General features: G+C 71.7%; 14 protein-coding genes and 1 tRNA gene. 9 read left to right on the top strand and 6 right to left on the bottom strand.

All coding sequences use genetic code 11. The features are described 5' to 3' along the window. The first annotated feature begins 116 nt into the window (after window positions 1-116). Window positions 117-1,253, top strand: coding sequence for an acyl-CoA dehydrogenase family protein (locus tag ACFZDC_RS07770; RefSeq protein WP_391321217.1), 1,137 nt, complete (start codon window positions 117-119; stop codon window positions 1,251-1,253). Continuing rightward, window positions 1,250-1,648 carry a Rid family hydrolase gene (locus ACFZDC_RS07765; protein ID WP_391321215.1) on the top strand — a complete coding sequence of 133 codons (399 nt, stop codon included), beginning with the start codon at window positions 1,250-1,252 and terminating at the stop codon, window positions 1,646-1,648. The genes ACFZDC_RS07770 and ACFZDC_RS07765 overlap by 4 nt, the downstream gene beginning before the upstream one ends. A gap of 4 nt (window positions 1,649-1,652) precedes the next feature. On the opposite strand, the gene ACFZDC_RS07760 is transcribed toward ACFZDC_RS07765, so the two are convergent. Beyond that, window positions 1,653-1,847 carry a DUF5999 family protein gene (locus ACFZDC_RS07760; protein WP_391321213.1) on the bottom strand — a complete coding sequence of 65 codons (195 nt, stop codon included), beginning with the start codon at window positions 1,845-1,847 and terminating at the stop codon, window positions 1,653-1,655. A 234-nt stretch (window positions 1,848-2,081) separates the two neighbouring features. On the opposite strand from ACFZDC_RS07760, the gene ACFZDC_RS07755 reads away from it, so the two are divergent. Next, a complete protein-coding gene (locus ACFZDC_RS07755; RefSeq protein WP_391321211.1) occupies window positions 2,082-2,507 on the top strand; it encodes a DUF6299 family protein in 426 nt (141 codons plus the stop codon). Window positions 2,508-2,570: 63 nt separating this feature from the next. Here ACFZDC_RS07755 and ACFZDC_RS07750 read toward each other — a convergent pair whose 3' ends face one another. From ACFZDC_RS07750 to ACFZDC_RS07730, 5 genes are all read right to left on the bottom strand, one after another. Next, complete coding sequence (locus ACFZDC_RS07750; RefSeq protein ID WP_391321209.1) at window positions 2,571-2,819, bottom strand: acyl-CoA carboxylase epsilon subunit; 249 nt, start codon at window positions 2,817-2,819, stop codon at window positions 2,571-2,573. Between the two features lie 11 nt (window positions 2,820-2,830). Beyond that, window positions 2,831-4,375 (bottom strand): carboxyl transferase domain-containing protein, encoded by a 1,545-nt coding sequence (locus ACFZDC_RS07745; RefSeq protein WP_391321207.1) that lies wholly within the window; start codon window positions 4,373-4,375, stop codon window positions 2,831-2,833. A 32-nt stretch (window positions 4,376-4,407) separates the two neighbouring features. Beyond that, entirely contained in the window at window positions 4,408-4,842 is a 435-nt protein-coding gene (locus ACFZDC_RS07740) for a hypothetical protein (RefSeq protein WP_391321205.1), read from the bottom strand. 105 nt (window positions 4,843-4,947) lie between these two features. Beyond that, window positions 4,948-5,733 carry a BTAD domain-containing putative transcriptional regulator gene (locus tag ACFZDC_RS07735; RefSeq protein WP_391321203.1) on the bottom strand — a complete coding sequence of 262 codons (786 nt, stop codon included), beginning with the start codon at window positions 5,731-5,733 and terminating at the stop codon, window positions 4,948-4,950. A gap of 302 nt (window positions 5,734-6,035) precedes the next feature. After that, window positions 6,036-6,132, bottom strand: a tRNA-OTHER gene (locus ACFZDC_RS07730). Window positions 6,133-6,307: 175 nt separating this feature from the next. Here ACFZDC_RS07730 and ACFZDC_RS07725 point away from each other — a divergent pair. The 6 genes from ACFZDC_RS07725 (at window position 6,308) to fabI (ending at window position 11,510) form a co-directional block, all read left to right on the top strand. Continuing rightward, window positions 6,308-7,315, top strand: a complete 1,008-nt coding sequence (locus tag ACFZDC_RS07725) for a phosphatidylglycerol lysyltransferase domain-containing protein (protein ID WP_391321201.1) — start codon at window positions 6,308-6,310, stop codon at window positions 7,313-7,315. A 24-nt stretch (window positions 7,316-7,339) separates the two neighbouring features. Next, a complete protein-coding gene (locus tag ACFZDC_RS07720; protein WP_391321200.1) occupies window positions 7,340-7,489 on the top strand; it encodes a hypothetical protein in 150 nt (49 codons plus the stop codon). Window positions 7,490-7,748: 259 nt separating this feature from the next. Continuing rightward, window positions 7,749-8,864 (top strand): fatty acid desaturase, encoded by a 1,116-nt coding sequence (locus tag ACFZDC_RS07715; RefSeq protein ID WP_391321198.1) that lies wholly within the window; start codon window positions 7,749-7,751, stop codon window positions 8,862-8,864. A 153-nt stretch (window positions 8,865-9,017) separates the two neighbouring features. Beyond that, window positions 9,018-10,388 carry an MFS transporter gene (locus tag ACFZDC_RS07710; protein ID WP_391321196.1) on the top strand — a complete coding sequence of 457 codons (1,371 nt, stop codon included), beginning with the start codon at window positions 9,018-9,020 and terminating at the stop codon, window positions 10,386-10,388. Between the two features lie 28 nt (window positions 10,389-10,416). Further along, window positions 10,417-10,746 (top strand): ferredoxin, encoded by a 330-nt coding sequence (fdxA, locus tag ACFZDC_RS07705; protein WP_391321194.1) that lies wholly within the window; start codon window positions 10,417-10,419, stop codon window positions 10,744-10,746. After that, window positions 10,743-11,510, top strand: a complete 768-nt coding sequence (gene fabI, locus ACFZDC_RS07700; protein WP_391321193.1) for an enoyl-ACP reductase FabI — start codon at window positions 10,743-10,745, stop codon at window positions 11,508-11,510. Before fdxA ends, fabI begins: the two co-directional genes overlap by 4 nt. Window positions 11,511-11,545: the final 35 nt, after the last annotated feature.

Below are 11,545 nucleotides of genomic sequence, written 5' to 3'. Positions count from 1 at the left end.
CGGCGCTTGTCGGACAGGCCCTAGTGGTGGGCTCGCACAAGGAGCGTATCGTGTTGGTGACGACAGTCAACGGTCCGCGATACGGTCGGGTGACAGCACGGGAGAGGGGACCGGCGATGCCTGCATTCTCACTCGGACCGGAACGAGCCGCCTGGTGTGCCGAGCTGCGCTTGCTGGCTGCCGAACGGCTGCGCCCGCTCGCCGAGAAGGCCGAGCCGGGCCGGGTCAACCGGCCGCTGGTCGCGGAACTCGGCCGACGGGGCCTGCTGTCCCGCCTCTTCACCGCCGGCGCCCTCGACCTCTGCCTGATGCGGGAGTCCCTCGCCTACGCCTGCACGGAGGCCGAGACCGCCCTCGCCCTGCAGGGTCTGGGCGCCCACCCCGTCCACGCCCACGGCACCCCGGCCCAGCGGGACCGCTGGCTGCCCGGGGTGATCGACGGCACCGCGGTGGCCGCGTTCGCGCTCAGCGAGCCGGGGGCGGGGTCGGACGCGGCGGCGCTGGGGCTGCGGGCGGATCCGCAGGGGGCGGGGCGCTGGCGGCTCACCGGACAGAAGTGCTGGATCTCCAACGCCCCGGAGGCCGACTTCTACACGGTCTTCGCGCGGACCACCCCCGATGCCGGCGCCCGCGGGGTGACCGCCTTTCTCGTGCCCGCCGACCGGCCCGGCCTCACCGGCTCCCCCCTGGAGATGCTCTCCCCGCACCCCATCGGCAGCCTCGACTTCGACGCCGTACCCGCAACGGAGGCAGACGTGCTCGGGGAGGTCGACCGCGGTTTCAGGGTCGCGATGGGCACGCTCAACCTCTTCCGCCCGAGCGTCGGCGCCTTCGCCGTCGGCATGGCCCAGGCGGCGCTCGACGCGACCGTCGCCCACACCGCCGGGCGGGACGCCTTCGGCGGCAAGCTGATGGACCTTCAGGCCGTCGCCCACCAGGTTGCCGAGATGGCCCTGCGCACGGACGCGGCCCGCCTGATGGTGTACGCGGCGGCGACGGCGTACGACGAGACGGCCCCCGACGTGCCCAAGCGAGCCGCGATGGCAAAGCTGCTGGCCACCGAGACCGCGCAGTACGTCGTCGACGCGGCCGTGCAACTGCACGGGGCCCGGGCGCTGGAGCGGGGTCACCTGCTCGAACACCTCTACCGCGAGGTGCGCGCCCCGCGTGTCTACGAGGGTGCCAGTGAGGTCCAACGCGGCATCATCGCCAAGGAGTTGTACGCGACCGCCACCCGGGAGGACCGCCCGTGACGACCGAGCGCATCAACCCGCCGGAACTGTCCCCGCCCACGGGCTTCTCCCACGCCGTCGCCGCCTCCGGCTCCCGCGTGGTGTTCCTGGCGGGCCAGACCGCCCTCGACGCCGACGGCAAGGTCACCGGCACCACGCTCCCCGAGCAGTTCGAGAAGGCGCTCACCAACCTCCTCACCGCCCTGACCGCGGCCGGCGGCACTCCCGCCGACCTCGCCCGCGTCACCGTCTACGCCACAGACGTCGCCGCCTACCGCACCCACGCCCGCCGACTGGGCCGCATCTGGAAGGAACGGGCCGGCCGGGACTATCCGGCGATGGCGGTCGTGGAGGTCGTCCGGCTGTGGGACGAGCAGGCGCTGGTGGAGCTGGACGGGTTCGCCGTGCTGCCGTAGTCCCTCAGGCCGCCACGGCGAGACGCTCGGCGGGCACCCGGTGCGGCGGGACCACGCTGCCGTCCGGGTGGAGCTCGCCGGTGTCGTCGAAGACGATCGAGCCGTCGCACAGCAGGGCCCAGCCCTGTTCGGGGTGGGCCGCCACCGTGTGCGGGGCGCCGGCGTCGAAAGCCGTGCACGAGGTCTGGTAGGAGCACATGGCGCACCTCCACAGCTGATGTGACGGGGGCCGGCGGGCTCGGCCGCCGGGCATGAACAGACCATGCTCCCGTTGTGCACGCGCCGGAACCGCCCGCCGCGAAGCGTGACACCATGCGGACAACTCCCGGACCGTTCCAAGACGCGCCACCAATGGGGTGACGATCACGGCCGGCGGCACGGCCGCCCGGTACCAGTGGAGGCCCCCACTCCCCACGGAACAGGGAGGCATCCCATGCCCGTACGCCCCGCCCTCGTCACCGGCCTGGTCGCCGCCGCGCTGCTGTGTGCCGGCGTCGGCCCGGCCACGGCCCGCGCCGGCGAGAGCATCACCGTCGACCCCACCGGCCGCATCGCCGCCGACGGCACCGTCACCCTCTCCGGCACCTACCGCTGCACCGCCGCCACCGGACCGGTCTTCGTCAGCTCCTCGGTCAGCCAGGCAGACCCCCGGGTCGATCACGGCATCGGCGGCAGCGGCGCGCTGTGCGACGGCGCCGAGCACCGCTGGGAGAACTCCGGCAAGGTCTCGGCCGGCCCGCTCGGGGCCGGACCGGCCCACGTCGAGGCCACCCTCATGGAGCTGCGCGTCTCGGGCATCGCACTGCTGCCCGTCTTCCACGGGCTTCAGGAGCAGGACATCACCCTCGTCCAGGACTGAGCCCCACGCCGAGCGGCCCGGCACGTCCACGGGTGCCGGGCCGCCGGGCGTGGGCAGCGGTCGTCAGGAGCGCTGCCAGCTGTGCGGTGCGTGGAAGGCGTGGGGACGCCAGGAGGTGGTGCCAGGGGAGCCGAGGGACCCGGAAAGGGAGGCCGGGGCGCCGGCTCCGGCCAGGGCGCCGCGGCTGAGCAGCAGCACCGCGAGGGCGGCCAGCTCCTCCTCGGTGGCCTCGCCCTTCTCGACACGGATCGGGGGACACACCGCCGTGGGGGACGTGGGGGACGTGGGGGACGTGGGGGACGTGGGGGACATGCGGACCTCCGTCACTGAGGGGGATTGCCGTGCTTGCGGGCGGGGCGCTCGGCGTGCTTGGTGCGCAGCATCGCCAGCGCGCCGATGAGGACGCGGCGGGTGTCGGCCGGGTCGATGACGTCGTCCACCAGGCCGCGCTCGGCCGCGTAGTACGGGTGCATCAGCTCGGCCTTGTACTCCTTGACCAGCTCGGCACGCTTGGCCTCCGGGTCGTCGGCCTCGGCGATCTGACGGCGGAAGATGACGCCCGCCGCGCCTTCCGCGCCCATCACGGCGATCTCGTTGGTGGGCCAGGCGTAGGTGAGGTCGGCGCCGATCGACTGGGAGTCCATGACGATGTAGGCACCTCCGTACGCCTTGCGCAGGATCAGCGAAATCCTCGGCACGGTCGCGTCGCAGTAGGCGTACAGGAGTTTCGCGCCGTGGCGGATGATGCCGCCGTGCTCCTGGCCGACGCCGGGCAGGAAGCCGGGCACGTCCAGCAGGGTGACGATCGGGATGCTGAACGCGTCGCACATCTGCACGAAGCGGGCCGCCTTCTCGGACGCCTCGATGTCCAGGACGCCGGCCAGGGTCTGCGGCTGGTTGGCGACGATCCCGACGACCTGGCCGTCGAGGCGGGCCAGCGCGCAGATGATGTTGCGGGCCCAGCGCTGGTGGACCTCCAGGTACTCGCCGTCGTCGACGATCTCCTCGATCACCCGGGTCATGTCGTAGGGCCGGTTGCCGTCGACCGGCACCAGATCGGCCAGCGTGTCGCAGCGCCGGTCGGCCGGGTCGTCGCAGGGCACCGGGGGCGGGTTCTCGCGGTTGTTGCGGGGCAGCAGGGAGAGCAGGTAGCGCACCTCCTCCAGGCAGGTCTCCTCGTCGTCGTACGCGAAGTGACACACGCCGGAGGTCTCCGCGTGGACGTCGGCGCCACCCAGGCCGTTCTGGGTGATCTCCTCGCCCGTCACCGCCTTGACCACGTCCGGGCCCGTGATGAACATCTGCGACGTCTCGCGGACCATGAAGACGAAGTCCGTGAGGGCGGGGCTGTAGGCGGCACCTCCGGCGCACGGGCCGAGCATCACGGAGATCTGCGGGATGACACCCGAGGCCGCCGTGTTGCGCCGGAAGATGCCGCCGTAGCCCGCGAGGGCGGTGACGCCCTCCTGGATACGGGCGCCCGCGCCGTCGTTCAGGGAGACCAGGGGCGCACCGGCCGCGAGGGCCATGTCCATGATCTTGTGGATCTTGGCGGCGTGGGCCTCGCCCAGCGCGCCGCCGAAGATCCGGAAGTCATGGGCGTAGACGAAGACCGTGCGGCCCTCCACCGTGCCCCAGCCGGTGACGACACCGTCGGTGTACGGCTTCTTCGCCTCCAGGCCGAAACCGGTCGCCCGGTGCCGGCGCAGCGGCTCGACCTCGTGGAACGAGCCCTCGTCGAGGAGCAGGCCGATCCGTTCGCGCACGGTGAGCTTGCCCTTGGCCTTCTGGGCGGCGGTCGCCTTCTCGCTCGGGCCGGCGAGCAGGCGCTCGCGTATGCCGGCCAGTTCCTCGACCTGGGACCTCATGTCTCCCCCTGTTTCCCTGGAATGACGGAATGTCAGTCGCGGAGCCGGCGCAGCCCGCTCGTCTGGAGCACGGCGAACGCCGCCACGACGGCCGCCTGCAGCACGGTCCACACCGTGCCGACGGTGTTCGGGCCGAACCAGCCGAAGACGGCGGTGGCGACGGAGGCAACCGCCCACAGCGCGTTGGCCTCGACGACCGCCTTGGTGGCGGCCGTGCCGGGCACCGGGCGGCTCGCCAGCAGCGCCACGAGGGCGCCGTACACCGTGAGGAACACGCCGATGCCGCGCAGGAGTCCGGTGCCGAGGCCGAGCAGATCGCCGACCGGTCCGGCCGCGAGCAGGTAGATCAGGCCGTTGGCGGCGGTCACGGCCGCGTCCAGCGCGAGGAAGGTCCGTAACGGGCGGGCCGCGGCGGCTCGGGTGGGCGGATGCGTCGCCGCGTACGCCGGGGTCTGGCTCGTGGTCATGGTGCCTCCGAAGGTAGGGGGCTGATTCCGCTTGCCCCTCGAGCGTGACAAGCCGGGCTGACCGGCGGCTGACGGAGCGCTTACGCGGGCTCGCTCGCCCGCCCGTCAGACCGGTTGGAGGCGGGCGTCACCGGTCAGGGCGGGGTCGTGGGAGAGGATCGCGTGCTCGACCCGGCGCAGGGCGGGGGAGGGCTGTATCCCCAGTTCGTCGTCGAGGTGGCGGCGCATCCGGCGGAAGACGTCGAGGGCGTCGGCCTGCCGGCCCGAGCCGTACAGGGCGATCATCAGCTGCTCGCAGAAGCGTTCCCGCAGGGGGTGGTTGGTGTGCGCCTCGGTCAGCTCGGCGAGCATCGCGGCATGGCGGCCCAGGCGCAGCTCGGCGTCGAAGCGCAGCTCCATGGCGCGCATCCGGTACTCCTCGTAGCGGGCGCCCGCCAGCTGGCACAGGGTCCCACCGGCGAACCCGCCGAAGACGGGGCCCCGCCACATCCCGAGCGCGTCGCCGAGCAGCCGCGCGGTGCGGGCCGCGTCGTCCGGCGTCGCGGACTCGGCCAGCCGCACCGCCCTGATGAACTCGGCCGCGTCCAGCTCGCCTTCCCCGATGCCGAGCCGGTAGCCCGAGGGGTGGATGGTCACCCGGGAGGCCGGCCGGTCCGGCTCCAGGTCACGCAGTCTGCGGCGCAGCCGGCTGACATGGGCCTGGAGCGCGTTGGCCTGGTTGTCGGGGACGGCGTCCCCCCACATCTCCTCGGCCAGGCTCTCCCCGGACACCGGCTGTCCCTCGCTGACCAGCAGCGTCTGCACCAGGGTGCGCTGCAGATCGCCGGAGATGTCCGCCGGGCCGACGGCGGTGAGTATCTGCAGTGCACCGAGAATGGAGAACCTCAGCATGTCTTCTCCCCCTTGAATGACAATTCCTGGCGAAGATGTTTCTCTCTGCGGTCGCGCCGTGGTCGAAGGCAAAGGGCCGAATGCGCCGCGCCCCGGCGGGCGTCTGCTCTCTGGACGGCCCGCCGGGGCGGTTGCTCCGCCGGGACGGGGGCGGCCGGCGGCTCCTGGGGCGTCCGGTCCTGCGGCGCCTTCGGCGCAGCACCGGGCGGAGAAAAGTTCATTCCGTGCGCCGGATCAGCGAATTCGAGATCACCGCTTACGGAATTCCGGTCCGACGGTGACTTCGACGGTGATTCCGGCCGTGGCGGAGAGGGCAGGATTCGAACCTGCGTGGGCCGTCGCCGACCCGACCTAGAGGCGTGCTCGTGGTCCCCGATCAGCCACTCCGGGCACCTCTCCTCGCTCCCGGCCCCGGTTTCCCGTGCCGTTCACGGGAAGAACAGTCGCAGCATCCGCTGACGGAATGCTGACACGCTTCTGACGCTGGCAATGAATTTCTTGTGGCCCTTTTCCCGGGCAACCTCTCGGTGCTGTACTCCCTTCGATGGGAAACGCTCCCGAAAGGGGTACGAGAATGACCGCGACCACCACCGAAACTGTCACGCACACCCAGGTTCTCGACGCCATACGCACCCACACGGCAGGCGAGAACCCGAGTTCGTTCCTGGCGCTCAACAGCGGAAACAGTACCTTCACCGTCCCGGGCACGGACGGTGTCGTCGTCTACCGCCGCACCGGCCGCTGGGCCGTGCAGTTCGGCGGTCCCTTCGCCGCCGAGCAGGACTACGGCACCCTCCTTGAGGCCTTCCGGCAGTACGTCCGCGACGAGGGCCTCGGCCTCGTCGGCGTCCAGCTCCAGCGCCCCGACGCCGAGCGCTACGCCCGGCTCGGCTTCACCGTCAACCAGCTCGGCGCCTCCTGGGCGGTGGGCCTCGCCGAGTTCACGCTGCGCGGCACCAGGTTCATGCAGTTGCGCAACAAGATCTCCCGCGCCCACCGCAACGGCCTCACGATCCAGGAGGTCGACGCGGGCGACGTGCAGGATGCCATCGCCACCATCGACCGGGCCTGGCTCGGCTCCAAGGGCGGCGCCCAGCAACTGGAGTTCCTCGTCGGCCAGATCGGTGGCGAAGCCCAGGCGCACCGCCGCCTGTTCATCGGCACCATCGACGGCGCCCCGGTCGCCTACATCTCGTACTCGCCGGTCTACGGCAGCCGGGCCGGCTGGATGCACGACCTCAGCCGCCGCATCCCCGAGGGGTCCCCGGGCCTGATGGAGGCGATCAACGCGCACGCCATCGAGGTCTTCCGGGCCGAGGGCGTCCAGTGGCTGCACTTCGGGTTCACACCGTTCACCGGACTGGACGCCGGCCACGAACTCGACGGCCACAGCCCCGCGTTCCAGTGGCTGATGCACGCCCTGTGGGCCGAGGGCGCGGCCCTGTACCCGGCGCAGACACAGCTGTCGTACAAGCAGAAGTGGGCCCCCGACGTGCTGATTCCGGAGTACGTCGCCTTCGACGGCCCGCAGGCCTCGCTGCCGGGCTTCGCGCACATCTTCCGTGCCTGCAACGCCTTCTGACCCCACTCACCGACAGGAGCCGACATGAGCCAGTCCACCGAGGAACTCCAGCACGCCATGGTCGAGCAGCTGATGGCCGTCATCGGGGCCCCCGACGACGAGGCGGTCGCCGAGGCCGCCGACTCGGTCGTCCGCGCCCTCGACGAGCGGCTGCGCGGCGAGGCGACCGCCTGAGCGCGGCCCCGCACACCCGGTCAGACCGGTATCAGTGCCACATCAGCGCTCCACGGAACGCTGGACACACGTTCGCCCGGCGGTCCGGGCCCGGGAGTACCGCACTGTGCTCCCGTCGCCCGGGTCCGCCGGACGGACGCCGGACCCTGTCCCGCGACGGTGACCGCGCGGGAGCTGAAGTCGACTCGCGGCGCCCGCAGGTCCGCGGGGCAGCGGCGCCGCCGCCCGATCCGGGCACTTCTCCCAAGGAGAGCAACGCATGCAGCGTCCGCACATACAAGAGGCCGGGGCCGCACTGGCCGCCGGTGCAGGCGCCGGCGCCGGGCAGCGCACCGGTGCCTCGGCGACCTTCGCCGAACTACTCAAACGGGTCAAGGCCGAGGGCCTGCTCGACCTCGACCCCCGGTACTACGTGGGCAAGCTGGCCCTCAACACCACCCTGCTGCTGATCGGGTTCGCCGCCTTCTTCGAGCTGGGCGACTCCTGGTGGCAGCTCCTCACGGCCCTGTGGATGGGGCTGTGCGGCGGCCAGTCGGCGTTCATGTGGCACGACGCCGGCCACAAGGCCATGTTCCGCAGCAAGAAGGCCGCCTCCGCGGTCGGCTACATCCACGCCAACCTGGTCAACGGGGTCAGTTACGGCTGGTGGGTCAACCACCACAACCGGCACCACAGCAACCCCAACCACCTGGACATGGACCCGGACATCGGCCGGCGCACCGCCATCTTCGACATCAAGCAGTACCCGAGCCGCAAGGGCACCCAGAAGTTCGTCGTGCGCTACCAGAGCGTGCTGTTCTTCGTGCTGCTGGTGCTCGAGGGCTTCAAGATGCTCAGGACGGCGGTCCTGTCGATCGTCCAGGGCAAGACCAAGCGGCCCGTCCTGGAGACGTTCCTCATCCTGCTGCGCGCGGCCGTCTACCTCACCCTCGTGTTCACCGTGCTCTCCCCGGGCCTCGCGATCGCCTTCGTCCTGGTCCAGCACGCCTCCCTGGGTGTCTACTTCGGGATGATCTTCGCCCCGAACCACAAGGGCATGGAGGTCCGCGACGGCGCGGAGGAGACCCTGGACTGGCTGGAGCGGCAGGTCCTCACCTCCCGCAACATCCGGCCCAGCCGGCTGGTCGACTTCCTCTACGGCGGCCTCAACTACCAGGTGGAGCACCATCTGTTCCCGGCCATGCCGCAGAAGAGCCTGCCACGCGCCCGGGAGCTGACCCGCGCGTACTGCGCCGAGCGCGGGGTGCCGTACCACGAGGTCGGGTTCTGGGCCTCGTACCGCGAGGTCGCCTCCTTCCTGCACGAGGTCAGCGCGCCCGTGCGGCGCGGTGACGTGGAGGAGCAGATCCGCCGGCGGGCCGTGGAAGCGGCCTGACCCCCGCCGGCCCCCTCGCCCGCACCGCCACTTCCCCCACGCCCCCCACACCCCGGCCCCCGGGCCGCACGCCCGGGCCCGCCGGTGGCCCGGGCGGTTCCTTCCCGGGAGCGACGCAAGAGTTCGCAAGGAGTCCCCAAAGGAGCCAGCCCCATGTCCCAGACCACTGCGGCGGCGGGCGGAGTCACCGCTCCCGCCCCGATCGGGGTCCGCCTGGACCGCATGCCGATCACTCCCCTGCACCGCAGACTCACCGCGGTCATCGGCGTCGGCCTGTTCTTCGACACCTTCGAGAACAACCTGTCGGGCACCATCGGCAAGGTGCTGCAGAGCGACTTCGGCTTCGGCGCCGCCTCGCTCAAGCTCGTCCTGGCCTCCGTGTTCGTCGGCCAGTTCATCGGTTCCCTGACGCTCGGCCGGATCGCCGACCGGTTCGGCCGGCGCCGGGCCTTCCTGGTCAACCTCGCCATCTACTCGCTGTTCTCGCTGCTCGGCGCCTTCTCCCCGAACGCCACGTGGCTGATCGTCACCCGCTTCCTCGCCGGTATCGGGATCGGCGCGGAACAGGCGCTGTCCGACTGCTACCTGGCCGACGTGCTGCCCGCGAACAAGCGCGGCCGGTTCATCGCCTGGGCCTACACCCTGGCCTTCTGCGGGGTGCCCGCGGTGGGCTTCGCCGCCCTGTGGCTGGTGCCGCTCACCCCGCTGGGCGTGGCCGGCTGGCGCTGGCTGTTCGTGCTCGGCGCGCTCGGCTCGGCCGTGGTGTGGGGCGTGCGCCGGCAGCTGATCGAGTCCCCGCGCTGGCTGGCCGCGACCGGCCGGACCGCGGAGGCAGATCGGCTGGTGGCCCGGATGGAGGCGGAGGCGGCGGGCCTCGGAGTGCCGCTGGAGAATCCCGCGCCGGCCGAGACGGACCCGGTCACCGAGCACTCCCGCCCGCGGGACGTCTTCCGTCCCGGCATGCTCCGCCGCACGCTCGTCCTCTGGCTGTTCTGCGTGCTCTCGGTCGTCGGCTACTACGGCTTCGGCACGCTCGCCCCGCAGATCGTGGCCGCCAAGGGCTACGGCATCGTCGCCGGGCTCGGCTTCACCGCGCTGTCCTTCCTCGGCTACCCGGTGGGCTCCGCCCTCGCCCTGCCCGTCGTGGACCGCGTCGAGCGGCGCACCCTGGTCGCCCTCTCTGCGACGGCGATGGTGGTGGCCGGACTCGGCTTCGGCTACGCGGACTCGGCCGCGCCGATCGTCGCCTGCGGTTTCGCGTACACGCTGTTCAGCAACGTCTTCTCCAGCGTCTCGCACGTGTACCTGTCCGAGCAGTACCCCACCGCCATCCGGGCCACCGCCTCCGGCGCCGCCTACTCGCTGTCCAAACTCAGCGCCGCGGCACTGCCGTTCGTGCTGCTGCCGGTGCTCGACACGCACGGCACCGGCGCCCTGTTCGGTGTCATCGCCGCCGCCATGGCCGTCCTGGCCGTCACCGTGCTGACCCTCGGCGAGCGAACCACCGGCACCCCGGTCAAGTGAACCCGTCCGCCCATACGAGGAGTTGAGCATGGCCTACGTCATCGGACTGCCCTGCGTCGACGTCAAGGACCGCTCCTGCATCGACGAGTGCCCCGTGGACTGCATCTACGAGGGACAACGCGCCCTGTACATCCATCCGGACGAATGCGTGGACTGCGGCGCCTGCGAACCGGTGTGCCCGGTCGACGCCATCTACTTCCAGGACGACCTGCCCGAGGAGTGGGGGAACGACCACGCGGCCTCCAACGCCGCCTTCTTCGCCGGCCTCGGCTCGCCCGGCGGCGGCAGCGCCATCGGCCCCCAGGACCATGACTCCCCGCTGGTCAGCGCCCTGCCCAAGGGGGTGTCGGTGGCATGAGCGGCATCCTCGCAGGCAAGCGGATCCTGGTGACCGGGGTCGTCACGGAGGCCTCCATCGCCTTCCATGTGGCCCGGATCGCCCAGGAGGAGGGCGCCGAGGTCCTGCTGACCGGCTTCGGCCGGCTCACCCTCATCGAGCGCGTCGCGGCCCGGCTGCCCAAGCCCGCCCCGGTGATCGAACTGGACGTCACCGACCAGGACCACCTGGCCGGCCTCGCCGAGCGGATCGGCGAGCACGTCGACTCCCTCGACGGCGTCGTGCACTCCATCGCCTACGGCCCACGGGGCGCCTTCTCGTTCCTGGACGGCACCTGGGACGACGTGTCCACGGCCGTGCACGTCTCGGCGTACTCCCTGAAGTCCCTCACCACGGCCTGTCTGCCGCTGCTGGAGCGGCGCGGTGGCTCGGTCGTGGGCCTCACCTTCGACGCGGCCGTCGCCTGGCCGCACTACGACTGGATGGGCGTCGCCAAGGCCGCCCTGGAGTCCACCAGCCGCTACCTGGCCCGCGACCTCGGCGGCCGCGGCATCCGCTGCAACCTCGTCGCGGCCGGCCCGCTGCGCTCCATGGCCGCCAGGTCCATCCCGGGCTTCTCGCAGCTGGCCGACGTCTGGGAGACCGAACGGGCCCCCGCCGGCTGGGACCTCACCGACCCGGACCCGGCCGCCCGTGGGGTCGTCGCCCTGCTGTCGGACTTCTTCCCGCGCACCACGGGCGAGATCGTCCACGTGGACGGCGGGGTGCACATGACGGGTGCGTGAATCACCGAAGGGGCGGGAGCCGAGGCCTGATCCCC

Source organism: Streptomyces sp. NPDC007905, from assembly GCF_042959345.1.
Lineage (GTDB): Bacteria > Actinomycetota > Actinomycetes > Streptomycetales > Streptomycetaceae > Streptomyces.
This window is presented reverse-complemented; position numbering and strand designations above follow the sequence as displayed.